21 protein-coding genes are annotated in these 24,526 nt (G+C 64.0%); 16 read left to right on the forward strand and 5 right to left on the reverse strand.

The window, feature by feature from the left end:
- Positions 1 to 115: 115 nt before the first annotated feature.
- Positions 116 to 2,578, reverse strand: a complete 2,463-nt coding sequence (gene hrpB, locus AC0ZT5_RS12740) for an ATP-dependent helicase HrpB (protein ID WP_488496721.1) — start codon at positions 2,576 to 2,578, stop codon at positions 116 to 118.
- Between the two features lie 46 nt (positions 2,579 to 2,624).
- Entirely contained in the window at positions 2,625 to 3,515 is an 891-nt protein-coding gene (locus AC0ZT5_RS12745) for a DMT family transporter (RefSeq protein WP_488496722.1), read from the reverse strand.
- Between the two features lie 28 nt (positions 3,516 to 3,543).
- On the opposite strand from AC0ZT5_RS12745, the gene AC0ZT5_RS12750 reads away from it, so the two are divergent.
- From AC0ZT5_RS12750 to dhaK, 14 genes are all read left to right on the forward strand, one after another.
- Positions 3,544 to 4,233, forward strand: a complete 690-nt coding sequence (locus tag AC0ZT5_RS12750) for a PIG-L deacetylase family protein (protein ID WP_488496723.1) — start codon at positions 3,544 to 3,546, stop codon at positions 4,231 to 4,233.
- Positions 4,234 to 4,509: 276 nt separating this feature from the next.
- Positions 4,510 to 5,841 (forward strand): ABC transporter substrate-binding protein, encoded by a 1,332-nt coding sequence (locus AC0ZT5_RS12755; protein ID WP_184873281.1) that lies wholly within the window; start codon positions 4,510 to 4,512, stop codon positions 5,839 to 5,841.
- 109 nt (positions 5,842 to 5,950) lie between these two features.
- Positions 5,951 to 6,898: a carbohydrate ABC transporter permease gene (locus tag AC0ZT5_RS12760; protein ID WP_184873362.1), complete on the forward strand. Its 948-nt coding sequence runs from the start codon at positions 5,951 to 5,953 to the stop codon at positions 6,896 to 6,898.
- A complete protein-coding gene (locus AC0ZT5_RS12765; protein WP_095082780.1) occupies positions 6,895 to 7,845 on the forward strand; it encodes a carbohydrate ABC transporter permease in 951 nt (316 codons plus the stop codon). Before AC0ZT5_RS12760 ends, AC0ZT5_RS12765 begins: the two co-directional genes overlap by 4 nt.
- Positions 7,842 to 8,048, forward strand: a complete 207-nt coding sequence (locus tag AC0ZT5_RS12770; RefSeq protein ID WP_488496724.1) for a hypothetical protein — start codon at positions 7,842 to 7,844, stop codon at positions 8,046 to 8,048. The genes AC0ZT5_RS12765 and AC0ZT5_RS12770 overlap by 4 nt, the downstream gene beginning before the upstream one ends.
- 2 nt (positions 8,049 to 8,050) lie before the next feature.
- Positions 8,051 to 9,163: an ABC transporter ATP-binding protein gene (locus AC0ZT5_RS12775; protein WP_488496725.1), complete on the forward strand. Its 1,113-nt coding sequence runs from the start codon at positions 8,051 to 8,053 to the stop codon at positions 9,161 to 9,163.
- Positions 9,156 to 10,169 (forward strand): ABC transporter ATP-binding protein, encoded by a 1,014-nt coding sequence (locus AC0ZT5_RS12780; protein ID WP_488496726.1) that lies wholly within the window; start codon positions 9,156 to 9,158, stop codon positions 10,167 to 10,169. The genes AC0ZT5_RS12775 and AC0ZT5_RS12780 overlap by 8 nt, the downstream gene beginning before the upstream one ends.
- 80 nt (positions 10,170 to 10,249) lie before the next feature.
- Positions 10,250 to 11,893 (forward strand): dihydroxyacetone kinase subunit DhaK, encoded by a 1,644-nt coding sequence (locus AC0ZT5_RS12785; RefSeq protein ID WP_488496727.1) that lies wholly within the window; start codon positions 10,250 to 10,252, stop codon positions 11,891 to 11,893.
- Between the two features lie 72 nt (positions 11,894 to 11,965).
- On the forward strand, positions 11,966 to 12,568 hold the full coding sequence (gene dhaL / locus AC0ZT5_RS12790) for a dihydroxyacetone kinase subunit DhaL (RefSeq protein WP_488496728.1): 603 nt from the start codon (positions 11,966 to 11,968) through the stop codon (positions 12,566 to 12,568).
- The gene (gene dhaM, locus AC0ZT5_RS12795; protein ID WP_111544849.1) at positions 12,565 to 12,954 is read left to right on the forward strand and encodes a dihydroxyacetone kinase phosphoryl donor subunit DhaM; all 390 of its coding nucleotides are present in this window, start codon (positions 12,565 to 12,567) and stop codon (positions 12,952 to 12,954) included. Before dhaL ends, dhaM begins: the two co-directional genes overlap by 4 nt.
- Before the next feature lie 21 nt (positions 12,955 to 12,975).
- A complete protein-coding gene (locus AC0ZT5_RS12800) occupies positions 12,976 to 13,278 on the forward strand; it encodes an HPr family phosphocarrier protein (RefSeq protein WP_477281789.1) in 303 nt (100 codons plus the stop codon).
- On the forward strand, positions 13,262 to 14,878 hold the full coding sequence (gene ptsP, locus AC0ZT5_RS12805; RefSeq protein WP_488496729.1) for a phosphoenolpyruvate--protein phosphotransferase: 1,617 nt from the start codon (positions 13,262 to 13,264) through the stop codon (positions 14,876 to 14,878). Before AC0ZT5_RS12800 ends, ptsP begins: the two co-directional genes overlap by 17 nt.
- Positions 14,875 to 15,297 carry a hypothetical protein gene (locus AC0ZT5_RS12810; protein WP_457150028.1) on the forward strand — a complete coding sequence of 141 codons (423 nt, stop codon included), beginning with the start codon at positions 14,875 to 14,877 and terminating at the stop codon, positions 15,295 to 15,297. The genes ptsP and AC0ZT5_RS12810 overlap by 4 nt, the downstream gene beginning before the upstream one ends.
- A gap of 45 nt (positions 15,298 to 15,342) precedes the next feature.
- On the forward strand, positions 15,343 to 16,329 hold the full coding sequence (gene dhaK / locus AC0ZT5_RS12815; protein WP_488496730.1) for a dihydroxyacetone kinase subunit DhaK: 987 nt from the start codon (positions 15,343 to 15,345) through the stop codon (positions 16,327 to 16,329).
- Positions 16,330 to 16,630: 301 nt separating this feature from the next.
- Here the strand turns inward: dhaK and AC0ZT5_RS12820 are convergent, their stop codons facing one another.
- A complete protein-coding gene (locus AC0ZT5_RS12820; protein ID WP_488496731.1) occupies positions 16,631 to 17,398 on the reverse strand; it encodes a DUF2259 domain-containing protein in 768 nt (255 codons plus the stop codon).
- A gap of 144 nt (positions 17,399 to 17,542) precedes the next feature.
- On the opposite strand from AC0ZT5_RS12820, the gene AC0ZT5_RS12825 reads away from it, so the two are divergent.
- Together AC0ZT5_RS12825 and AC0ZT5_RS12830 are read left to right on the forward strand one after the other, a co-directional pair.
- Entirely contained in the window at positions 17,543 to 19,450 is a 1,908-nt protein-coding gene (locus AC0ZT5_RS12825) for a propionyl-CoA synthetase (RefSeq protein WP_488496732.1), read from the forward strand.
- Between the two features lie 92 nt (positions 19,451 to 19,542).
- On the forward strand, positions 19,543 to 20,628 hold the full coding sequence (locus AC0ZT5_RS12830) for an acyltransferase family protein (RefSeq protein WP_488496733.1): 1,086 nt from the start codon (positions 19,543 to 19,545) through the stop codon (positions 20,626 to 20,628).
- A 357-nt stretch (positions 20,629 to 20,985) separates the two neighbouring features.
- Here the strand turns inward: AC0ZT5_RS12830 and AC0ZT5_RS12835 are convergent, their stop codons facing one another.
- On the reverse strand, positions 20,986 to 23,379 hold the full coding sequence (locus AC0ZT5_RS12835; protein WP_488496734.1) for a polysaccharide biosynthesis tyrosine autokinase: 2,394 nt from the start codon (positions 23,377 to 23,379) through the stop codon (positions 20,986 to 20,988).
- Positions 23,380 to 23,614: 235 nt separating this feature from the next.
- Entirely contained in the window at positions 23,615 to 24,511 is an 897-nt protein-coding gene (locus AC0ZT5_RS12840) for a UTP--glucose-1-phosphate uridylyltransferase (RefSeq protein WP_095082814.1), read from the reverse strand.
- Between the last annotated feature and the right edge of the window lie 15 nt (positions 24,512 to 24,526).

The raw sequence follows: 24,526 nt of genomic DNA on the forward strand, positions 1-24,526 counted from the left end.
GTCGCTACGCTCCTTGCTCCGCCCGTGGATGACGAAGCGATGGGCGTTTGTGCCAATCGCCAAGGCATGCAGTCCGTCGCCGCACGCGTTTCATCAAAAGTGCTGCGTCGAGGACCTACGTCCCGCGCGGCTTGGCGCGGCTGGTGGCGGCGGCGAGCAGCGGATTTTCCGGCCAGACATGCTTGGGATAGCGGCCGCGCATGTCGGCGCGCACATCGGCCCAGGAGCCCCGCCAGAAGCCGGGCAGGTCGCGCGTCGTCTGGATTGGCCGGTGCGCCGGCGACAGGAGTTCGAGCGTCAGCGGAACGGTGCCATTGGCGATGGCAGGATGGCGGTCGAGGCCGAACAGTTCCTGCACGCGCACCGCCAGCACCGGCCATTCGCCGTCATAGCGGATCGGCACATGGCTGCCCGACGGGGCGTCGAAATGGGTCGGCGCCAGCGTGTCAATCCTGCGCTGCAAGTCGTGCGGGACGAGCGTGGCCAGCCCGGCCAAAACCACGCCCGGATCGATGGCGGCAAAGGAGGCCGCGCCGGACAGGAACGGCAGCAGCCAGTCGTCTAGGCGTTCGATGAGGGCGGCATCCGCCATGTCAGGCCACGATGCGCCGAGGCCGCGATGCAGCCAGGAGAGCCGCGCCCGCAGCGTTTGCGCCTCCTTGTTCCAGATCAGCAGCGACAGCCCATGCTCTCGCACGGCATCGAGGATGGCGCGATCGGCGTCGGCGCCGGTTGGCGGCGGCAGCATGCGCTCGGAAAGCGTGATGGCGCAAAGGCGCACGGTCTCGCGCACACGCACGGCGCGCTTGTCGCGGTCGAAGCTCGTTTGCCTGCCTGTTTCGATCCTGTCGGCAAGGGCAGCGCGGACATCGTCCTCGCCGATTGCCGCCGCCGCCGTGATGCGAGCATTCTGCGCCTTGCCTTGCAGGTCGGCAACGACCAGAAACGGCTCGCCCGCCAGCGGGTCGGCAGCGTCGAGCATGGCGCCGGAACCGTTGGCCAGCACGAAACGGCCGCGCTCGCCGCGCGCCTTGGCGACGCGGTCGGGCCAGGCGTGGATCAGAAGCGCACCGGCGGAAACAGTCCCGCCGTTTCTCGCGCCGCCGGCCTGCCTCGCCAACCTCTCCGCAAGCTGGCGCGCGGCCGTTGCGCGCGGCGATCGCTCAGAGCGAAAGCGCATCAGCCGTCGCTCCAGATCGGCGCCGTCGCCGCCAAGTCCACGTTCCGTCAGCAGCACGGCAAGCATGGCCGCCTCGTCGGCATGGCCGCTCCTGGCGGCCTCGGCGACCATATGCGCCAGCCGCACCGGCAGAGCGAGCTTGCGCATCGCCATGCCCGCGTCCGTCAGGCGGCCGGCCTCGTCGACGGCATCCAGCGCCCGCAGCAGCAGCCTCGCCTCGTTGAGCGCCGGAGCGGGCGGCGGATCAAGGAAGGCCAGGCTCATGGGATCGGCGACACCGAAGGCGGCGCAGTCGAGCAACAGGCCGGACAGATCGGCTTCAAGGATTTCCGGTGGCGTGAAGGCGGGGAGCGCCGCCGTCTGCTCGGCACGCCACAACCGCATGGCGACGCCCGGCTGCGTGCGCCCGGCACGGCCGGCGCGCTGGTCGGCGGAAGCCTTGCTGACACGCACGGTTTCCAGCCGGGTGAGGCCGCTGGCCGGCTCGTAGCGTGGCAGCCGCGACAGGCCGGAATCGATGACGACGCGCACGCCGTCGATGGTGATGGAAGTCTCGGCGATGGAGGTGGCCAGCACCACCTTGCGGCGGCCGGAAGGGGCGGGCTTGATCGCCGCGTCCTGCGCCTTGCCGTCGAGCATGCCGTAGAGCGGCACGATATCGGTGTCGGCGCCGACCTTGCCGGCCAGCCGCTCGGCAGTGCGCTCGATCTCGCGCTGGCCAGGCAGGAAGGCCAGCACGCTGCCGCTCTCGTCGGCAAGCGCCGAACGGATCGCCTTGGCCGTGGCGTCCTCGATGGTGGTGCCTGCCGGACGCTCGTCATAGCGGATGTCGACGGGGAAGGCGCGGCCCTGGCTCTCGATGACCTGCGCGCCCGAAAGTAGTTTCGCGACGCGCGCGCCGTCGAGCGTCGCCGACATCACCAGCAACCGCAGATCCGGCCGCAGCGCGCCCTGAACGTCGAGCGCCAGTGCCAGGCCGAAATCGGCGTCGAGCGAACGCTCGTGGAATTCGTCGAAGATCACCGCCGAGACGCCGGGCAGTTCGGGATCGTCGAGGATCATGCGCGCCAGCACGCCTTCAGTGACGACCAATATCCTGGTCTTGGCCGAGGTGCGGTTCTCCATGCGCATGGCGTAGCCGACGGTGGCGCCGGGCTCCTCGCTGAGCAATTCGGCCATGCGGCGGGCGGCGGCGCGGGCGGCAAGCCGCCGCGGTTCGAGCAGAACGATCTTGCCGGCCCCCAGCCAGGGCGCATCGAGCAGCGCCAGCGGCACCAGCGTCGTCTTGCCGGCGCCGGGCGGCGCCACCAGCACGGCGCTGTTGCGTTCGGCCAGCGCTTCACTCAGCGCCGGCAGCACGGCGGATACGGGAAGCTCCGGCAAGGGTTTTGTCGTCATCGCGTCCGCATATCAGCGGTCGCGGTCGCCGTGCAACCGGGACGGTTCAAAGCCGGGTGCGGGAAAACGGGTTCCAGCGCACGGTGCCGAGCCGCGCTTCTTCGCGCACCATGGTCAGCAGGCCGGACCCGCCGACAACCGCGAGGCCGATAAGCGACAGCCAGTCGGGATATTCCTGGAAGAACAGCGCACCGAGGATCACGGCCCAGACGATCTGCGAATAATGCGTCGGCGCGATCCGGTTGGCAGGCGCATACTTGACCGCCAGCAACTGCAGCAACTGCCCGCAAGCGGTGAAAGCACCCGCCATCACCACCCACACCAGTTGCTTGCCGTCCGGAACGGTGAATGAGGTGGCGGCGGCCCCAACGCCATTGAACAACAGACCGTAGCCGATCAGGACACCCAGCATGGTCGTGCGCTTTTCCTGCTGTGCCAGCGAGCGCATCAGGATGACGCTGGCGGCGGCGAGGAAGGCAACGCCGAAGGCGGCAAGGTGGCCGAGATTGAGCTCGCGAAACCCCGGTCGCACCACCAGCATGACGCCGGCAAAACCGGCGACCACCGCCAGCCATCGCCATGGACCGACCTTCTCCTGGAGCACGACGGTGGAGAGGATGGTGACGCAAAGCGGCGCCAGAAAGACCAGCGCATAGACTTCCGCGAGCGGAATGGTGGTGAAGGCGTAGACGCTGAGCACGCCGGACGCGATGCCCGCCCAGGCGCGCGCCTGCACCGCCCAGGGCCGCCTGGTGCGCCAGAAATCACGCCAGCGCTCGCCCGCCGGCCGCGTGAAGAAGAGAAAGAAGCCGGCAAACAGCGTCGTGAAAAATCCGATCTCGAAGACCGTGAACTGGCCGCCGAGGCTTTTGACAACGGCATCGCTGCCCGAATAGCTTGCATAGGCGATCAGGGCGAGCAGGATACCGTTCGTCACGTTTTTTGATTTCCGGGGAGAGAGTGGCTTGAAGATATTGGCGCTCGGTGCGCATCCGGACGACATCGAGATCTTCATGTTCGGTACGATGGCCGCCTATGCCGCACAAGGCGCAGAACTCACTTTTGCCATAGCCACCGATGGGGCCAAGGGCGGCAAGGGCGATCCCGGCGCGCTTGCCCGGGCGCGGCGCAAGGAGGCGAGCCAAGCGGCAGGCCTGCTTGGGGCCACGCCGCGCTTTCTCGACTTCCCGGATGGCGCGCTGGTGGCCGATGCCGCACTGATCGCGGCACTGAAAACGCTGATCGGCGAGGTCGGCCCGGACCTGGCGATCACCCATGCGCCGAACGACTATCATGGCGACCACCGCGCGCTGTCGGACGGCGTGCGCATCGCGGCTTCTTTCGCGGTGCCGGTGCTGCATGCCGACACCCTCGGGGGCACCGGGTTTTCGCCGACGCATTATGTCGATATTTCCGCGCATGCCGACATCAAGGCCAAGGCGATCCGCATGCATCAGTCGCAGGATCCCGAGCGCTTCGTCGACGGGGCGCGAACGCAGAACCTCTTTCGTTCAGGCCAGTGCAACGGTGCGCAGGGTTCACTGGCCGAAGCCTTCCGCTTCGAGCCTGTGTTTCCCTTCGCCGACATCCGCGCGCTGCTGCCGCTGGCACCGGCGATCCGGCCGGTCGTGGTGAGCACCAAACGGATCGACTGAGCGTCGAGACGACCTTTAGGTCTGGCTAGATTTGGCCTGCACGGCCTCGACCATCCGATCCGCGATCCACGCTTTTCCCAACGTTTTCAGACATCGCCGCGAGTATGCTGCGGCGCAGCAACGAATTCGCTTGCGTTGTTTAGTAAAAATTGCATCACTAAACAAATTACTAAACATCTGCAGCGCTGCCGCGCCGCCATGTTTGGGCCCCTGAGGAGAGGGGTTTGGAGCTCTTGAAACCGTCATCCGGACGCGTTTCGCAAATGGGAGGAAGGCATGAAATCGAGCTTGAAACTGGCGTTGGGACTAGCCTCGGCGATTACAGCGTCGACAGCCGTCTCGAATGTCGCGCACGCTGAAGACCTGACGCTGTGCTGGGCCGCCTGGGACCCGGCGAATGCACTTGTCGAACTGTCCAAGGATTTTACCAAGGAAACCGGCATCGGCATGAAATTCGAGTTCGTGCCGTGGACCAACTATGCCGATCGTTTCCTCAACGAGTTGAACTCGCACGGCAAGCTGTGCGACCTGATCATCGGCGACAGCCAGTGGATCGGCGGCGCCGCCGAGAACGGCCACTATGTCAAGCTGAACGACTTCTTCGACAAGGAGAAGATCAGCATGGACGACTTCGTGCCGGCAACCGTCGTCGGCTATTCGGAATGGCCGAAGAACACGCCGAATTACTGGGCGCTGCCGGCCATGGGCGACGTCGTCGGCTGGACCTACCGTAAGGACTGGTTCTCCAAGCCGGAGTTGCAGAAGGAATTCAAGGAGAAGTACGGCTGGGATCTCGGCCCGCCCACCACCTTCGACCAGCTGAAGCAGATCGCCGAGTTCTTCCAGAAGCGGCAGATCGACGGCAAGACCGTCTATGGCGCCTCGATCTATACCGAGCGCGGCTCGGAAGGCATCACCATGGGCGCCATGGACGTGCTCTACAGCTACGGCTTCCAGTACGAGAACCCGAAGAAGCCCTACGAGATGGAAGGCTTCGTCAATTCCGACAAGTCGGTGAAGGGGCTGGAGTTCTACAAGGCGCTCTATGATTGCTGCACCCCTCCGGGCGCCTCGAACAGCTACATGGGCGAAGGCGTCGATGCCTTCAAATCCGGCCAAGTGGCGATGCACATGAACTTCGCCTTCACTTGGCCGGGCCTGCAGAAGGACGAGAATGTCGGCGGCGACAAGATCGGTTACTTCGTCAACCCCAAGGGGCCTGATGGCGACCAGTTCGCCCAGCTCGGCGGCCAGGGCATCTCGGTGGTGTCCTATTCCGACAAGCAGGAATCGGCGCTGAAATACATCAAGTGGTTCGCCAACAAGGATGTCCAGGCCAAGTGGTGGTCGCTCGGCGGCTACTCCTGCCTCAACGCGGTGGTCAAGGACCCGAAGTTCCCGGCCAGCCAGCCCTATGCGCAGACCTTCCTGGACTCGATGGCCATCGTGAAGGACTTCTGGGCCGAGCCTAGCTATGCCCCTCTGCTGCAGGCGTCGCAGAAGCGCTTCCATGACTATGTCGTCGCCGGCCAGGGTTCGGCCAAGGATGCCCTCGACGGCCTGGTCAAGGACTGGACACAGGTCTTCCAGGACGACGGCAAGATGTAACCGGCTCCTCCCGAGCTAGGCCCAGGCGTCCCGTGCCACCTTGGCACGGGACGCAGTTCAGATAAATTCCATGACAGAGACGACCCAAGTGACCGAAGCAGGACTGACCATGCTCAATCGGACTGCGGAGAACGTTGCCCGGGCGACCCCGGAACCGTTGGCCCGCAAGGTTCGGGGCATCAGCGACAAGGGCCTCGCCTGGCTGTTCATCTCGCCGACGATCCTGTTGCTGCTCGCCATCAACATCTTCCCGCTGTTCTGGGCGATCTATCTGTCGTTCACCAATTTTCGGGCCAACCGCCCGAACGAGGTGGTGAAGAATCTCGGCTTTGCCAATTACCAGCGCATCCTCGCCGACAAGGACATCTGGATCGCCATGCAGACGACGGCCCATTTCGTGTTCTGGACCATCCTGCTGCAGACGCTGATCGGCTTCACGCTGGCGTGGCTGATCGACAGGAAGTTCCGTGGCCACGCGTTCTGGACGACGCTCATCCTGGTTCCGATGATGCTGTCGCCGGCGGTGGTCGGCAATTTCTGGCGCTTCCTCTACGAGCCGCAGATCGGCTTGTTCGCCTATGCTATTTCCTTCGTCACCGGCATCCCGCCAACGAACATCCAGATGCTCTCCAACGTGTCGCTGGCGCCATGGTCGATCATCATCGTCGACACCTGGATGTGGACGCCCTACGTGATGCTGATCTGCCTCGCCGGGCTGCGCTCGATCCCCGAATATATCTATGAGGCGGCCGAGGTCGACCGCGCCTCCAACTGGCGGCAGTTCTGGTCGATCACGCTGCCGATGGCACTGCCCTTCATCATGCTTGCGGTGCTGTTTCGCGGCATCGAGAACTTCAAGATGTTCGACATGGTCAATCTGCTCACCGGCGGCGGGCCGGGCTCGACCACCGAGGTCGCCTCGATCACGCTCAAGCGTCAGGCCTTCGAAAGCTGGCGGACGGGCTATTCCTCGGCCTTCGCCATCATCCTGTTCGTCGCGGTGTTCGGTCTGGCCAACATCTACGTCAAGGCGCTCAACAAGGTGAAGCAGAGATGAGCCTGACCACTGCCCACTCGGTCGTCGCACCCTCGGCAAATTCGAAGCGCATCGCCGGCGCGATCATCATCGCCTACGCGCTGATCTCGATCGTGCCGCTGCTGTGGATCTTCGCCACCAGCTTCAAGACGCCGCCGGATTCGATCGCCTATCCGCCGAAGCTGCTGTTCCAGCCAAGCCTCGAGGGCTACTGCAACCTGTTCACGACGCGGACCCGGCAGACGCCGGAATACATCAACTCGCTGGGACCGGCGACCGGCTTCTGCGACGAGACCACGCGCAAGCGCAACATGGTGATCGCCGGCCCGTCCAACTTCCTGCCGCGTTTCGTCAACTCGCTGATCATCGCCTTCGGCTCGACCTTCTGCGCTGTCTTCCTCGGAACGCTGTCGGCCTATGGTTTCTCGCGCTTCAAGGTGCCGCTCGCCGACGATCTCCTGTTCTTCATCCTGTCGACGCGCATGATGCCGCCGATCGCCGTCGCGATTCCGATCTACCTGATGTACCGCGAGCTAGGCCTGTCCGACACGGCGCTCGGCATGATCCTGCTCTATACGGCGGTCAATGTCTCACTGGCCGTCTGGCTCCTGAAAGGCTTCATCGACGAGATCCCGCGCGAATACGAGGAGGCGGCGATGATCGACGGCTACACGCGGCTGCAGGCCTTCTGGCGCACCGTGCTGCCGCAAGCGACCACCGGCATTGCCGCCACCGCCATCTTCTGCCTGATCTTTGCCTGGAACGAATATGCGTTCGCTGCCCTTTTGACCTCGGGCACGGCGCAGACCGCGCCGCCCTTCATCCCGACCATCATCGGCGAGGGCGGCCAGGACTGGCCGGCGGTGGCGGCCGGCACGACCATCTTCCTGGTGCCGATCCTGGTCTTCACCATCCTGCTTCGCAAGCAATTGCTGCGCGGCATTACCTTCGGCGCGGTGCGCAAATGAGCCTGACCAGCCTTCAGAAACGCAAATCGCGCTGGCCGGTCTGGGCCAGGCGCGGGCTGATGGAAAACATCGCCACGGTGCTGATCGCCCTCGGCTTCCTGATGCTGTTCCAGCCTTTCGCGCTGTCGCTCTACACCTATTCCTTCATCACCATGCTCGCCGGCACCGTGATGTTCATCATCGTCTCGAAGTTCCCGGAATAGCCATGGCCGAAATTCGCGTTCAGCACTTGAGAAAGGCCTTCGGCGATTTCGTCGCCGTGCAGGATTCCAACTTCGTCGTCGAGGATGGCGAGTTCTTCGTCATGCTCGGACCGTCGGGCTGCGGCAAGACGACAACCCTGCGCATGATCGCCGGGCTCGAACTGCCAACCGGCGGCCAGATCCTGCTCGGCGGCGACGACGTCACCATGCTGCGGGCACGCGAGCGCGACATTGCGTTCGTCTTCCAGCTGTTCGCGCTCTATCCGCACATGAACGTGCGCAAGAACATCGGCTTCCCGCTGCTGGCGCAAGGCATGCCGTCAGCCGAGATCCGCCAGCGCGTCGAAGAGACGGCCAAGCTTCTGCGCATCGACCATCTGCTCAACAAATCCGTCTCCGGCCTTGCCGGCGGCGACCGCCAGCGGGTGGCGCTCGGCCGCGCCATCGTGCGGCGGCCAAAATGCTTCCTGATGGACGAGCCGCTGGGGACCCTTGACACCGAGTTCCGCGATTTGATGGTCCATGAATTGCGCGAACTGCACAACCGCATCCAAGCCACCACCGTCTATGTCACGCACGACCAGATGGAAGCGATGTCGATGGCCGACAAGATCGCGGTGATGAACCATGGCGTCATCGAACAGTTCGGCACGCCGCGCGAGATCTACGACCGGCCGGCGACCATGTTCGTCGCCGACTTCATCGGCTCGCCGCCGATGAATTTCCTGGGCTTCGGCGGCGGGCTGTCAAAGGGCGCCAAGGAAATCACCGTCCAGGGTGCGAAGGTCGCGGTGCCGGAAGTGCGCGAGGATATCGCGCCGGCCGACATGGCGCTCGGCATCCGTCCGGAACATATCCGCTTCGACGACAACTCCAAGCTGCGTGGCGCAATCTACGGCACCGAATATCTCGGCACCACGCAGATCGTCGCGGTGGAGACGGCGGACGGCATCATCAAGGCCCGGGTGCCGGCCGAAATCCGGCTCTCGACCGGCGACCATGTCGGCCTGACGCTGAGCAGCGCGCGGCTGTCGCTGTTCGAGAAAGGATCGGGCCGCGCGGTGAGAACCGCGATCCACGATGCCGCCTCGGAGCGGAGGGCACAGCATGGCTGACGTGCACATCAAGAATGTGAGCAAGACTTTTGGCGACCATGTCGCTGTCAACGGTCTCGACCTCTCCATCGCCGACGGTGAGTTCGTCGTGCTGCTCGGGCCGACCGGCGCCGGCAAGACGACGACGCTGCGGCTGATCGCCGGGCTGGAGCGGCCGGATGCCGGCACCATCGAAATCGGCGGCCACAATGCCACGACGTTGTCGCCGGCCGAGCGCGACACCGCCTTCGTGTTCCAGCAATATTCGCTCTATCCGCACCTTTCGGTGTTCGACAACCTCGCCTTCCCGCTGCGCTCGCCGGCGCGAAGGATGCCGGAAGAGCAGATCCGGCGCCGGGTCGAGGAAGTGGCGAAAATGGTGCGCATCCACCACAAGCTCGCCAACCGCTCGACCAAGCTGTCGGGCGGCGAAATGCAGCGCGTCGCCATCGGCCGCGCGCTGGTGCGCAAGCCTTCCATCTATCTGATGGACGAGCCGCTGTCGTCGCTCGATGCCAAGTTGCGGGCGGATCTCAGGCTCGAACTGAAACGCATCCAGGCCGAACTCGGCGCTACCATGCTCTATGTCACGCATGACCAGATCGAGGCGATGACGATGGCCGACCGCATCGGCATCCTTGCCGACGGCGTGCTGGTGCAGATCGGCTCGCCCCGTACGATCTATTCGGAGCCGGCAAACCTGCATGTCGCGGCTAGGCTCGGCCAGCCGGCGATCAATCTATTGCCGACCGGGCTGCTGCCCGATGGCGGCGCACCGGCCGGCACCAAGACCATCGGCGCACGCACCGAACATCTGTCGATCGAGAAGGCCGCGAACGGCCATGCCGACGGCGTCGTCGACTGGGTCGAGCATCTCGGCGACCAGAACCACCTTCATGTGACGGTGGGGACCCGGAAGCTGGTGACGCTGACCGATCCCGAAACGGATCTGGGGCAAGGCGACAGGGTGGTGATCCGCTACCGCTCGCCGCTCTATTTTGGTGCCGACGGACAAAGGCTGATGTGAACGGTTTTCGGGGTTTCCCTGCCAAGGGTTCGACACCAACTTCTGATTGACGATTGCGAATACAGGACTGGACGAATTCGATGAAGCACTTTTTCAATCGCAGGGAAACGATCGTCACCGAGGCGCTGGACGGCCTCTTGCGGACCATTGGCGCCGGCGACCTCGCGCGCCTCGACGGCTATCCCGAGATCAAGGTCGTCTTGCGCGCCGACTGGGACAAGACGAATGTAAGCGTCGTCTCCGGCGGCGGCGCCGGGCACGAGCCGTCACATGCCGGCTTCGTCGGCAAGGGCATGCTGACAGCGGCGGTTTCGGGCGAGATCTTTGCCTCGCCAAGCGTCGAAGCGGTGCTGGCGGCCATTCGCGCCGTCACCGGCCCGGCCGGCTGCCTGCTGATCGTCAAGAACTACACCGGCGACCGCCTCAATTTCGGTCTGGCGGCCGAGAAGGCGCGCGCCGAAGGCTTTCGCGTCGAGATGGTGATCGTCGCCGACGATATCGCGCTCCCCGACATTGCCCAGCCGCGCGGCGTTGCCGGCACCTTGTTCGTGCACAAGCTCGCCGGCCATCTGTCGGAATCAGGCCACGATCTTACAGCCGTCGCGACAGCTGCACGAGCCGCGGCGAAGGACATTGTTTCACTCGGCATGTCGCTGTCGTCCTGCTCGATCCCGGGCCAGCCGCACGAAGACAGATTTGGCGAAAACGACGGCGAGCTCGGCCTTGGCATTCATGGTGAGCCGGGCGTCGAGCGGATCGTCGTGCAAAGCGCCGACAGGCTGGTCGCGATCATGGTGGAGCGGCTTGCGGCGCGGCTCGATCCTGCGGCCAGCTATGCCTTGCTGATCAACAATCTCGGCTCCGTGCCGCCGCTCGAAATGTCGCTTGTCGCCAATGCGGTGCTTGCCTCGCCGCTGGCCAAGACCATCAAGCTGACGATCGGCCCCGCACCGTTGATGACAGCGCTCAACATGAACGGCTTCTCGCTGTCGCTGATCCGGCTCGACGCCATGCGTGAGAAGGCCCTGCTGGCGCCGGTTGGTCCGCACGCCTGGATTCCGGCAAAGCCTGTTGTTCCACCCTCCGTCGTGCCCATCGCCAAACCAGCCGCTGAAGGCGCGGTGCGTAAACCCAGCCAGGATGCCCGCACCCGGCGCCTTGTCGTCAGCATCTGCGAAAGGCTGATCGCGCTCGAAGGCACGTTGAACGGGCTGGACGCCAAGGCGGGAGACGGCGACACCGGTTCGACGGTGGCGACAGGCGCGCGCAGTGTGCTCGAGCAGCTTGATACGCTGCCGCTTGCCGAACCCGCGGCAACCCTTGGCGCGTTTGGCAACATTCTGAGTACGTCCATGGGCGGCTCCAGCGGGGTGCTGCTGTCGATCTTCTTCACCGCGGCAGCGCAGGCCCTGGACGGCGGCGCCAGCGTGGCCAAGGCGCTGCTTGCCGGTCTCGAACGGATGACTTTCTATGGCGGCGCGGAGGTCGGCGACCGCACCATGATCGATGCCCTCGAGCCTGCCCTGAAAGCGCTCGACGCCGGTGGCCTGGAGGAAGCGGCAACAGCGGCTCGACGCGGTGCCGAGGCCACGTCCGCCATGGACCGGGCGAAAGCCGGGCGGTCCGCCTATGTCGGCAGCAAGCTGCAGGGCGTGGTCGACCCCGGCGCCTATGCGGTGGCCGAGGCCTTTGCGGCCGCAGCCGCGCTGCTTGCAGCGGCCTGACGCATGCTTCAGTTGTCGAATGGAAATTCTTTCGCTACTGCCGGCAGGGTGGGAACCAGGAATTTGGCTGACATGGCGGCGTTGAACCTTTCCAGGCTGATCGTGGCGGCCGCGGATACGATTGCCACGCACGCCGAGGAGTTGACGGCGCTGGACCAGGCGATCGGCGACGGCGACCATGGGCTGAACATGAAGCGCGGCTTCGAGGCCGTGCGCAGCGAGGCCGAGGCGTTTGTTGCCAAGCCGCTGCCCGAGGCGCTCAAGGCGATCGGCACCAAGCTGGTGATGACGGTCGGCGGCGCTTCGGGCCCGCTGTTCGGCACCTTGTTCATGGCGCTCGGCAAGGAGATTTCCGCCGCGCCCGATCGCGCCAATCTGACCCTGGCGTTCGGCAAGGCCATCGAAGCCGTGGCGGCGCGGGGCAAATCACAGGTCGGGCAGAAGACGATGCTCGACGTGCTGCAGCCTGTGCATGAGGCGCTGCTGCAGGGAAAGACGGCGGCGGAAATCGCCGATAGCGCCGACGCGGCCGCCGAAGCGACCGTGCCGATGAAGGCCCTGCGAGGCCGCGCCTCGTTCCTTGGCGACCGCTCGATCGGCCATATGGATGCCGGTGCGCGTTCGACCGCGCTTCTGGTGCGGACAGTGGCCGAAACCGTCGGGGAAAGCGCATGAGCAATGTCGGCATCGTCATCGTTTCGCATTCGCCGCTGGTCGCCGAGGGTACGGCCGACATGGTGCGGCAGATGGTGGGCGACGAAGTGCCGCTTGCATGGTGCGGCGGAAACGGCCATGGCGGTCTCGGCACCAATGTCGAGGCGATCATGAGCGCCATAGACAGGGCCTGGTCGGAAGCCGGCGTCGCCATCCTGGTCGATCTCGGCGGCGCCGAGACCAACAGCGAAATGGCGGTGGAGATGATCGGCGAGCCGCGTGCGCAGAAGATTATCGTCTGCAACGCGCCGATCGTCGAAGGCGCGGTGATGGCGGCGACCGAGGCGTCCGGCGGCGCCTCGCTCAAGGAAGTGGTGGCGACGGCGCACGAATTGTCGCCGTCGTGAACGAACGGGAACTTTAAAGACATGTCCGCAGCCGCCGAAGCGACCGTTCTGATCACCCACGAGGTGGGTCTGCATGCGCGTCCTTCGGTGAAGTTCACCAAGCTGGCCAAGACCTTCGCCGCCGAGGTGGAAATAGCACTGGCCGCCAACGGGCCATGGTTCGACGCCAAGAGCATCGTCAAGGTGATGGCCACCAAGGCGCCGAAGGGCACGGTGCTGCACATCCGCGCCAGCGGCGACGGCGCCAATGATGCGGTCGACGCGCTGGTCGAACTGGTGCGGCGCGATTTCGACGAAGGCGCGGACCATGTCCGAACCGCTTAGGATGCAAGGCATTTCGGCCTCGGCCGGGTATGCCGAGGGACCGCTGTTTGACCTCGACCAGATTGCCATTTCCTACGCCTGCAAGGAAAATGCTGCCGACGAGAAGGCTGCGCTCGAGACCGCAATCGATGTCGCGACGGGCCGTCTCGCTGGATTGATCAAAATCGCTGACGGTGACGCCGCCGACATCCTCGAATTTCAGATCGCCATGCTGGAGGACGACGCGTTGAGCGGCCCGGCTTTTGCTGCGATTGCCTCTGGACACCCCGCCGATACGGCATGGCGACAGGCGCTGGATGTGGAAATCGCTGGCTACGAGACCTCAGATCAAGAGTATTTCCGCGCCCGTTCGGCCGACATACGCGACATCAAGGACCAGGTGCTGCGCGCGCTGACCGAGGATGGTGGGGTTCAAGCACCATCCGGCGCCATCCTCTACGGCGAGGACATCGCGCCGACGCGTTTCCTCGAAACCGACTGGAGTAGCGGTGGCGGCATCGCGCTGAAGGCGGGCAGCACGGCGAGCCATGTCGCCATGCTGGCGCGCTCGCGCGGCGTACCCATGGTTGTGGGGCTTGGGGAGGTGGATCTTGGCAACGCGCCCGCCAATCTTGCCGGCATCGCGCTGCTCGATGCCGAACATGGCGGCATCGTGCTGTCGCCTTCCAAGGCCGAAATCGACGCCTTTCGCCAATCGTCGTCGTTGTTCTCGGCGCGCCGCGACCGGGCCGGGATTTTTCTGGTACGGCCGGCGGTGACCAGGACCGGCATAGCGGTGCGGGTGCAGGTCAACATCGCTGACCCGTCCGACGTCGACGGCATCGACATCGCCACCTGCGACGGCGTCGGCCTGATGCGCACCGAATTCCTGTTCGGCAAGACGTTGCCCGATGAGGAAACGCAGTATCGCGCCTATCGCAAGGTGCTGGAATGGGCCGGCGACAAGCCGGTGACGATCCGCACCGTCGATGCCGGCGGCGACAAGCCAGTGCCCGGCTTCACCGTCGAGGAAGGCAATCCGTTCCTCGGGCTGCGCGGCATCAGGCTGTCGCTGGCGCGGCCGGAAGTGTTTCGTGTACAAATCCGGGCACTGCTGCGCGCCGCCGTCCACGGCAGTCTGAAAGTGATGTTCCCGATGATCGCCATTGTGGAGGAATACAGACAGGCAGCGGCGATGTTCGCCGAAGAGCAGGCAGAGCTTGCCGCGCGCGGCATTGCGCAAAAGATGCCGCCGCTCGGCATCATGGTCGAGGTGCCGTCGGTGGCGATCGCGCCCGAGGCCTTTACCGAGGTTGCCTTCTTCTCGATCGGCTCCAACGACCTGACCCAGTATGTCATGGCAGCCGCCCGCGACAACGCCCTGGTGGCGCACCTGAATTCGGTCCGTCATCCAGCCGTGCTGCGGCTGATCGCTGCGGTGACCGCGTTTGGCCTGCGCGAAGAAATCCCGGCCAGCCTGTGCGGTGACGCCGGCGGTGACCCCGCTGCGATCCCGTCGCTGCTCGAGGCCGGCCTGCGCGATCTGTCCGTCGCTCCGGCGCAACTCGCCATGGCCAAGGCGGCGATCGCGGATGTTTCAATCCAGGCGCAGCCGGCATGATCGACAAGATACCTGAAGCCGGTTCCGAAGAGGCGATCCGCGCTTATAAGACGATCCTGTCGCATGTCATCGACCAGCGGCCGTCCGGCATGCGCCAGCGGCTTGCCGATGCGCTTGGCAAGCACCGCAGCTTCGTCACGCAGATCTCCAGCCCGGCCTATTCGATCCCGATTCCGTCAAAGCATTTGCCTTCGATCTTTTCGGTCTGCCATTTCAGCCCGGCCGAGCGCGATCAGTTTCTTGCCGCCTACCATCAGGCGCATCCGGGAAAAATGTCTGTCGCGGCAGGCATGCGCAAGACACGGCATGTTTCACTCATCGTGCCCGATTTCGGCGACGACAAGCAGAACGCAGCGCTCGATCGGGCAGTGAATGATTTTATCCAGAAGATCACCAGCATCACCGGCAAGGGTGGCTGATCCGTCAGAGCGGTTCAACAAGGCCCATTTCGGGAGGAGACGGCCGTGAAGAAATTTATGAATTCGGTGGACACGGTGCTGACCGAAAGCCTCGACGGCTTCGTTGCCGCCCATGCCGACATTCTGGTGCTTGGCGAGGAGCATAAATTCGTCCGCCGCAAGACCTTGCGGCCGGGCAAAGTGGCGCTGATCTCCGGCGGTGGCTCCGGCCACGAGCCGCTGCACGGCGGCTTTGTCGGTCACGGCATGCTCGACGCCGCCTGCCCCGGCCAGGTGTTCACCTCGCCGACGCCGGACCAGATGCTGGCGGCGGCGGAGGCCGTCGACACCGGCGCCGGCTGCCTGTTCATCGTCAAGAATTATGAGGGCGATGTGATGAACTTCGAGATGGCGGCTGAAATGTCGGAAGGCGTCATGCAAATCGTCACCAATGACGATGTCGCCGTCGAGAATTCGTCCTACACGACTGGCCGGCGCGGCGTCGCCGGCACGCTGGTGGTCGAAAAGATCGTCGGCGCGGCGGCCGAGCATGGCCTGGCGCTGGCGCCGCTGAAGGCGTTGGGCGAACGCGTCAACGCTGCTACCCGTTCGATGGGCGTGGCGCTGACCAGTTGCACCGTGCCGGCCGCCGGCAAGCCGACTTTCGACATCGGCGACGGCGAGATGGAGTTCGGCGTCGGCATCCATGGCGAGCCTGGAAGGCGACGCGACACCTTGAAAAGCGCCGATGCGATCGCACAAGAGATTTGTACCGCGATCCTTGGCGATCTCAGCGACGGAGCCAAGGGCCCGGCGCTGCTGTTCGTCAACGGTTTTGGCGGCACGCCGTTGATGGAGCTCTATCTCATGTACAACAGCGCGCGGCGGATTTTCGGCAGGCATGGCGTGACGGTGACCCGTTCGCTGGTCGGCTCCTATGTCACCTCACTCGACATGGCCGGCTGCTCGATCACGCTGACCATGCTCGACGCGGAAACGACCGCGTTCTGGGATGCGCCGGTGCACACCGCTGCGCTGCGCTGGGGCATGTAGTCTTGCTGCCAGGCCGGCAGCGGGAACGCGCCCGCCGCCGGCTTCCAACAGGTATCGTCCCAGAAATAGTCTTCTTCGCGATGCGGGAGCGCCCGACCCGTCCGGGCCGGACCGTTGCTTTTCTTCCCCTAAGTAAGGTAAAGACACCTCGGGAGTTGTGGAGAGAGCGTATGCGTTACAATTGGGAACGGGCTCCGACGAGCTTCGAACGTCACAGAAAAGCCCTGGCGACAGCCATTTTGATCTTCGGTGGCATCGGCCTCATGCTTGTGGCTTTGCCGATCTAGAGCAATCGACTTTGTCAGCGCGGCTGGCCGGTCACCGCAATGAAGCGGCGGTCGTGGCCCTCGAAGCCCTGGCTGAAGCGCTGCACCAGCACAACAATGACGGCCGGCTTGCCGGCAGGGGTGAATTCGTAGGATTCTGAAAGGCTGTAGGAAGTCGGGCAGTTCCTCGAACCCGGCACGGCCTTGTCCTCGTGCAGGACCTTGAACGGCTTGCCGTCCTGCCCTTGTAGCGTCAGCCGGAAGCCGAGCGCCTTGCCCGATATGTCGCCTTGCTGCGTGGCATCGAAACTCGCTGAACAGTCTGTGGTGCTGCTGGCCAGGATCTGGTCGAGCTGGATGGTCGAAATGTCGAGTTGGTCATAGAGCGGCGAAAGCCATTTCTGCGACACCTGCTCGAGGCGGGAAATGTCATTGTAGGCAACCATCTCATCGGGAAAGGTGAACTTGTCGGAAGCCGTCTGCTCGCCGCGCGATGCGATGGCATATTTGGCAAGGATGGGCGCCGCCTTAGCGGCGGCCTGTGCCCTTGCCTGTTCGAGGGTCAGTGTCGCCTCCTCGGACTCGTCGACGACGAGGATCGGCTTGCCGCCAACGAAGGCGTCGGTACGGGTGTCGATGATGTCGATCTGCGAAAAGCCGGAGTTCGAAGCGCCGGCGTCGAGCGTTCCAAATTGCTCGAAGGCGAAATAGTTGCCGTCGGGCGAAAAACCGATGATGCGCCGTGCCGCGGCATCGCCAGCCCAGGCGGCGGACGCGACCGTCAATGACAGTGACGCCAGCACGGACGCTCCAATCCGATATCGCAATTTCATCGCAGCTTGCCCCCAAGCGCCAGATCGATGCCGGCCGCACAATGGCGCACATTTGCGGCCAAGGTTAGAGCGCGCTATCTGGTGGGAAGAAAAACATTCCTGGGGAGGTGTCGGATGGCTTCACGTTATCACGAGGTCTATGACGGCTGGAAAGGCGATCCGGAAAAGTTCTGGGCCGAGGCGGCCGATGCCATCGACTGGTATTCGCCTTATGACAAGGTGTTCGATGCCGATGCCGGCGTCTACGGCCGCTGGTTTACCGGCGCCACCTGCAACACCTGCTACAATGCCGTCGATCGTCACGTCGCCGGCGGACGTGCCGAGCAGATCGCGCTGATCCATGACAGCGCCATCACCGGAACGATCAAGAAGTTCACCTATGCCGAGCTGAAGCGCGAGGTGGTTGCGCTGACCTCGGTGCTGAAGAACCGCGGCATCGGCAAGGGCGACCGCGTCATCATCTACATGCCGATGGTGCCGGAGGCTGCCTTTGCCATGCTGGCCTGCGCCCGCATTGGCGCCATGCATTCGGTCGTCTTCGGCGGCTTTGCCTCGCATGAGCTTGCCACCCGCATCGACGACGCCAAGCCGAAGCTGATCATTTCGGCCTCCTGCGGGCTCGAGCCGGGCCGCGTCGTTGCCTACAAGCCACTGCTTGACAGAGCGATCGAGATTTCCCGCCACAAGCCGGACGGCTGCCTGATCCTGCAGCGCGACCAGCTGCGCTGCGAATTGAAAGAGCATTTCGACATCGACTACGCCGATGCCGTCGCCCGCGAACGGGCAGCCGGCGCCAATGTCGACTGCGTTCCCGTGCTTGCCACCGACCCGCTCTACATCATCTACACATCGGGCACGACCGGCCAGCCCAAGGGCATCGTGCGCGACAATGGCGGCCACATGGTCGCGCTGAAATGGACGATGGAAAACGAGTTCGGCGTCAAGCCGGGCGAGGTGTTCTGGGCAGCGTCGGATGTCGGCTGGGTGGTCGGCCATTCGTACATCGTCTATGGGCCGCTGCTGCATGGCTGCACCAGCGTGCTGTTCGAAGGCAAGCCGATCGGTACGCCGGATGCCGGCACCTACTGGCGGGTGATATCAGAGCATGGCGTCGTCGCGCTGTTCACCGCGCCGACCGCTTTTCGGGCCATCAAGGGACAGGATCCGAAGGGCGGGTTCATTCCGAAATACGACCTGTCGAAATTCCGCACGCTGTTCCTCGCCGGCGAGCGCGCCGACCCCGAAACCATCAAATGGGCGGAGCAGAAGCTCAACGTGCCGGTGGTCGACCATTGGTGGCAGACCGAGACCGGCTCGCCGATGACGATCAACCCCGCCGGCCTCGGCCTGTTGCCAGTGAAATATGGCTCGCCCGGCGTGCCGATGCCCGGCTACGACATTCGCGTGCTTGACGATGCCGGCCACGAAGTGCCGCGCGGCACGCTGGGCAATGTGGTGGTCAAGCTGCCGCTGCCGGCCGGCTGCCTGCCGACGCTATGGAATGCCGATGCGCGGTTCCGCCAAGCCTATCTCGACGAGTTCCCCGGCTTCTACAAGACGGCGGATGCCGGCATGGTCGACGAAGACGGCTATCTCTACGTCATGGCCCGCACCGACGACATCATCAATGTCGCCGGCCACCGGTTGTCGACCGGCGCCATGGAGGAAGTGCTTTCCGCCCATCCCGATGTCGCCGAATGCGCCGTCATCGGCATCGCCGATACCATGAAGGGCCAGGTGCCGCTTGGCTTCGTGGTTCTGAATGCCGGCGTTTCGCGCGAAACCGGTGTCATCGAGAGCGAAGTGGTCGGCCTGGTGCGCGAACGCATCGGCCCGGTCGCCGCCTTCAAGACGGTGGTGACGATCAAGCGCCTGCCCAAGACACGTTCGGGCAAGATCCTGCGCGGAACCATGCAGAAGATCGCCGACAAGGAAGAATGGACGATGCCGGCGACCATCGACGATCCGCTGATTCTCGACGAAATCACCGCCGCCCTGAAGGAGCGCGGGATCGGCGTCTAGCAAAATCGTCGCGGTCGGCGCCGCAATCTTTTGTTGTGCGATGCAGCAATCCACCTTACATCCTTGACCGGGGGGCCATCCGGCGAGGCGGTATGGCTCAGCAGAAGAAAATCACATTTGGCGGCGTAGACATCCTGCGGTTCCTCGCCGCCGTCATGGTCATGGTCTACCACTATGGCTTCTGGGTGTGGGCGTTTCCGGACGGTGTTTCGGCACGCGCCACGGGCGGCATTGCCGCGCAGCCGGCGATAGGCGCCTGGGTCGAATCCGGCTGGGTCGGCGTTCAGATCTTCTTCGTCATCAGCGGCTTCGTCATCGCCTTCAGCGCCGAGACATCGACGCCGCTGCGGTTTTTCGAAGCAAGGGTGAAGCGACTGGCGCCGGCGGTCTGGATCTGCGCGCCCGTCACCGCGGTCGTGCTTTTGATCGTCGGCCTGAGCTGGCCGACCGATGCGGTCGACAGGCTGGTTCGCACCGGCCTGTTCGTTCCCTACGCACCCTGGGTGGACAGCGTCTACTGGACGCTCGGCATCGAGATCGCCTTCTATGCCATCGTCTGGACCTTGCTGCGGCTTGGCCGCTTCCATCAGATGGAATGGGTGGCGATTGCCATCGGCATGGTCAGCACGCTTTTCTGGTGCCTCTATTACCCGCTCGGCTGGGCCGACCTTGCCGAGACACGCACGCTCGACCTTTTGCTGGTGCATCACGGCGTTTTCTTCGCGACCGGCGTCATGTTGTGGCTGATGCGCTTCAAGGCGGTGACGACGGCTCGCCTTGCCTTCTGCGCCCTGTTCCTGGGCGGCGGCGTGCTGCAGATCGCCAGTTCGGTCGACGTTCACATCCTGAAGGTCGGGCGAGAGATGCCGTTCGCGCCGCCGATCCTCATCTTCCTCGCCGGGGTCGCACTGATGGCGTGGTCGCTTCGGCTCGACCTCGCCTGGAGCGGCTGGCGCCGGATCGGCCTGATGACCTATCCGCTCTACCTCCTGCATGACGTCGTCGGCGCGGCCCTGCTCGGTGTCCTGGTCCGCGTGGGTCTGCCGCATCTCTTCTCGATGGTGATCGTCGGCGCGACAATGATCGCGGCAAGCTGGCTGGTGGCGACCGAGGCCGAACCACGCATCCGGCTGCTGCTCGATCGCACCGTTTTCCGCTATCGGCTCAAGGCCGCGTAGCCGCGACTGTTCGTCGTCCGCATGGCTCCGAGGCCCGGCTCGGCACTGCGGCCTTCCAGAGCGGGCGGCCGACTGCCACGGGAATCGACCGACCCGCGAAGCAGGCTGATTCAGGCACTTCAGGAGGCTGACTGCTGCTAGAGCAGTTCACCGTTTCACGGAAACGGCGAACGGCTCTAACTCTTTGTTTTGACGCAATTCCGGACGGAAAACCGTTTCACACTTTTCCTGGAATTACTCTAATGCATCGCCCAAAGCGCACGGCGTTTGGGGGATGCATAAAGCGGAGATTCAGGCCGCGTCGACCGGCCCCTGTTTCAACGCAATGCGCTTTCGAAAGGGCCTATTGGACTCCCGTCAGACCGTTGCCTTTGCCTTGCTGCGCACTTCCGACTTTTCCAGATAGTAGCTTGAATATTTGTCGAAGAATTTCTCGGAGCCGCCGAACGATCCGTATTTGGCCAGCTTCTTCAGATCGACCTTGTTCAGCACCGCCCCGATGATCTTGTTGGCGACATAGGGTTCGGATTCCAGCATCGACCTCACCATCGCGCGGGGCGTGCGCCCCCATTCGGTGACGAGCACAAACCCGTCAACCAGCGGCGCGAATGCCTTGGCATCGACCACCGGTCCGAGCGGCGGCAGATCGACTACGATGTATTCGAAGGTTTCCTTGGCGTTATCGATGAAGCGCCGCATCCCGGCCGAGGAGAGAAGTTCGCTGGTGTGCGAGAAGTGACCGCGCGACACGGCCGGGATGATGGCCAGCTTCGTCTGCCGGTCGATCTTGCCAACGGACTGCCACGCCTGGCCGTTGACCACGGCTTCCATCAAACCTTGCTCGGCTTCCATGCCGAGACCACGGCTGAGGCCGGGGTTGCGCAGGTCGCCGTCGATGAGCAGCGTCTTGGCGCCGTTGGCGGCAAGCAATCCGGCGAGATTTGCCGCGACCGTCGACTTACCCTCGCCGGGAAGCACCGAGACGATGCCGATAACGCGGCTGCCTTGCCCTTCCATCACGACGTCGAAGGCGATCTTGGCGCTGCGCAGCGTTTCGGAGAACATCGACGCAGGCGAATCGATGCTCACCCGCATGCGCGCCCGCCTTTCGGCGGACGACAGCGATCTGGTGGTCTTATCATCCACCTGGGTATCGCCCGGCTTTTCTTCCTTGCTCAGCTTGCCGCCGATCGTCGGCAGATAGCCGAGGAATTTCAGCCCGACACGGTCGCGCACCTCCTCGCCGGTCCTGAAGAAACGTTCGTTGAATTCATTCAGGCCGCCGAAGCCGGCGCCCATCAGCGTGCCAAGCACCAGCGAAAGTCCAATCACGATGATCGTGCGTGGGCTTGACGCGGTGAGCGGCATCGAGGCGTCCGAGATGATGCGGATCTTGCCGACCGGGAAGGATTGCTGCTGCGCGGCTTCCTCGTAGCGGCCGAGGAATGTCTGATAGAGCGTGGTGAGCGCCGTCGCCTGCTGATCGAGTTCCCGCAGCTTGACCTGCGTCTGGTTGTCGACGGAACTCTTGCCTTGCGCGGCCGCGACATTGGCCCTGAGCGCGGTCTCGCGCGCCAGCGCCACTTCATATTCGTTGCGATAGCTTTCGGTCAGCTGCTTCAGTTCGCCGAAGATCTGCGTCGATATGTCGGCCTTCTCCTTGGCAAGCGCCAACGCCTGCGGATGCTGGGCGCCAAAATTCGCCTCGACGTCCTGCAGCCGCTTGGAGACCGTGAGGTAGCGGGTCTTGAGCGCCGCGATGACCGAGCTGCTCGGCTGGTCGCTTGATATGGCGGCATCCTTGAAAGCGTTGTCGGAGCCGCTTTCGACAATCGCCTTGTACTGCTGGTAGCGGGCACTGGCGCGTGCGGTGTCGGCCTGCGCGACGATGAGCTGGGCGTTGAGATCGGACAGTTGCTTGTCGCTCATCAGCTGGCCGTCGCTGTTGGCGGCCAGGCCATGTTCGGCCCTGAACTTCTCGACCGCGAGCGATGCCGCCTGCGAGCTCTCGCGCAATTCCGTCAATCGTCCCTGCAGCCAGACCGCCGCCCGCTCGGTGGCGTCGAAGCTGGCATCGAGCTGATCGGCGAGATAGGCATCGGCATAGGCTTTGGTGATCGCATGGGCGAGCGCCGGATCCGTCGACTGATAGCCGAGGGCGATGACGTAGCTTCGCCCCGTGCGCTCCGCCCGCACCTCGTTCTGCAGCTTGAGAATCGCGTAGTCGCGACGGGACGTGGCGATCAGGGCATCGCGGGTGGCGGGGTCGAGCTTGCTGATGTCACCGACGCCCGGCATGACGGGGCTGGGGCGAACATACTGGATCAGGCCCCGGATCAGACCGACGCCCCTTGCCAGAGCCGATACGGGCGGATTCAGGAAGGCATCGTTCTGGTCGAGCTTCAGCTTGTCGACGACCACGGCGGCAAGCCGCGTCGAGGTCAGGATCTCGATCTGGCTCAGGATGGCGGAATCGGTCTGCATGGTTGTCGACGCCGCCGAGATGTCATCGACGATCTTGTTCAAGCCTTCGTCGATCAGCACGCTTGAGACCGACTGATATTGGGGCGGCGTGGTCTGCAGATAGAGCAGGCCCAAAAAGAGACCGATGACGGCGCACACGGCAACCACCTTGGCTTGCCGTGCGGCCATGCCAAGCAGCCGCTCGATGTCGATGAAGTCTTCGCCGTCTCCTGCGTCCGAATTCGGCAATGGCATCCTCTTGTCGAGAGGAAAGTTGGCGTAATTCATCTTCGATCCAATTCCAGAGCCTGTTCCATCCCGATGATCGGGATGGGGATCCATTTCAGCGTTTGAGCATGATCTTTTCCGAAAACCGGTAGTCATTTTTCGGGATCATGCCGGGGCTTGCACAGCCGCGAAGATCGGGAGCATTGCGCAATAAAACGCAAACTTCGTGCCAGGCGGCGCGGGAGCTATCGCCCCGCGTCGCCAGCCATCTGTAAATGCTCCCGAAACATGGGCATTATGCGGCTTCTTCCTGGCGTTCATGCGACCGGACGAACTCCTGAAGCATCTCGAAAATCGGGCCCTTCATGTCGTCGCGCGCCAGCGCGAAGGCGATGTTGGCCTGGATGAACCCTTCCTTGGAACCGCAGTCGAACATGCGGCCCTTGAAAGGCTGGGCGAAGAACGCCTGATCCCGCGACAGCCGGACCATGGCGTCCGTCAACTGGATCTCGTTGCCGGCGCCGCGCTGTTGATTGCCCAGAAGCGCGAAAATCTCGGGCTGCAGGATGTAGCGGCCGTTGATGTAGAAGTTCGACGGCGCGTTGGCCGGCGCCGGCTTTTCGACCATCGCCGTCACCTCGAAGCCGCCGCCGATATCGGCGCCACGGCCGACGATGCCGTATTTGTTGGTCTCGGTCGGATCGCAGCGCTCGACGGCGATCACGTTGCCGCCGGTTTCAGCATAAAGGTCGACGATCTCGGCCAGGCATCCGCGGCCACCGAACGACACCATGTCCGGCAAGAGCAGGGCGAAGGGCTCGTTGCCGATGACTTCGCGCGCGCACCAGACGGCATGGCCAAGGCCTTGCGGCGACTGCTGGCGGATGAAGGAGGTGGCGCCGGCCACCGGCAGCATGCTTTCGAGCGCCTCCAGCTGGGTCTTCTTGCCGGTCTGCTCCAGGGTTCCGATCAATTCCGGATGCAGGTCGAAATAGTCCTCGATGACCGCCTTGTTGCGGCCGGTGACGAACACAATGTGCTCGATGCCCGCCTCGAAGGCCTCGTCCACCGCATATTGCACGACAGGCCTGTCGACGACGGGGAGCATTTCCTTCGGCATCGACTTGGTCGCCGGCAGGAACCTTGTTCCAAGTCCTGCCACCGGTATCACGGCCTTCCTGATTTTCTTCATCGCAAATTCCTTCTG

This window comes from Mesorhizobium sp. CNPSo 4670 (assembly GCF_057784235.1).

Bases quoted from the DNA above. Each gene is read 5' to 3' on its own strand.
- hrpB (WP_488496721.1), bottom strand. From the start codon at position 2,578: ATGACGACAAAACCCTTGCCGGAGCTTCCCGTATCCGCCGTGCTGCCG.
- AC0ZT5_RS12785 (WP_488496727.1), top strand. From the start codon at position 10,250: ATGAAGCACTTTTTCAATCGCAGGGAAACGATCGTCACCGAGGCGCTG.
- dhaM (WP_111544849.1), top strand. From the start codon at position 12,565: ATGAGCAATGTCGGCATCGTCATCGTTTCGCATTCGCCGCTGGTCGCC.
- ptsP (WP_488496729.1), top strand. From the start codon at position 13,262: ATGTCCGAACCGCTTAGGATGCAAGGCATTTCGGCCTCGGCCGGGTAT.
- AC0ZT5_RS12760 (WP_184873362.1), top strand. From the start codon at position 5,951: ATGCTCAATCGGACTGCGGAGAACGTTGCCCGGGCGACCCCGGAACCG.
- AC0ZT5_RS12775 (WP_488496725.1), top strand. From the start codon at position 8,051: ATGGCCGAAATTCGCGTTCAGCACTTGAGAAAGGCCTTCGGCGATTTC.
- dhaL (WP_488496728.1), top strand. From the start codon at position 11,966: ATGGCGGCGTTGAACCTTTCCAGGCTGATCGTGGCGGCCGCGGATACG.
- AC0ZT5_RS12830 (WP_488496733.1), top strand. From the start codon at position 19,543: ATGGCTCAGCAGAAGAAAATCACATTTGGCGGCGTAGACATCCTGCGG.
- AC0ZT5_RS12755 (WP_184873281.1), top strand. From the start codon at position 4,510: ATGAAATCGAGCTTGAAACTGGCGTTGGGACTAGCCTCGGCGATTACA.
- AC0ZT5_RS12780 (WP_488496726.1), top strand. From the start codon at position 9,156: ATGGCTGACGTGCACATCAAGAATGTGAGCAAGACTTTTGGCGACCAT.
- AC0ZT5_RS12810 (WP_457150028.1), top strand. From the start codon at position 14,875: ATGATCGACAAGATACCTGAAGCCGGTTCCGAAGAGGCGATCCGCGCT.
- AC0ZT5_RS12770 (WP_488496724.1), top strand. From the start codon at position 7,842: ATGAGCCTGACCAGCCTTCAGAAACGCAAATCGCGCTGGCCGGTCTGG.
- AC0ZT5_RS12840 (WP_095082814.1), bottom strand. From the start codon at position 24,511: ATGAAGAAAATCAGGAAGGCCGTGATACCGGTGGCAGGACTTGGAACA.
- AC0ZT5_RS12835 (WP_488496734.1), bottom strand. From the start codon at position 23,379: ATGAATTACGCCAACTTTCCTCTCGACAAGAGGATGCCATTGCCGAAT.
- AC0ZT5_RS12825 (WP_488496732.1), top strand. From the start codon at position 17,543: ATGGCTTCACGTTATCACGAGGTCTATGACGGCTGGAAAGGCGATCCG.
- AC0ZT5_RS12800 (WP_477281789.1), top strand. From the start codon at position 12,976: ATGTCCGCAGCCGCCGAAGCGACCGTTCTGATCACCCACGAGGTGGGT.
- AC0ZT5_RS12765 (WP_095082780.1), top strand. From the start codon at position 6,895: ATGAGCCTGACCACTGCCCACTCGGTCGTCGCACCCTCGGCAAATTCG.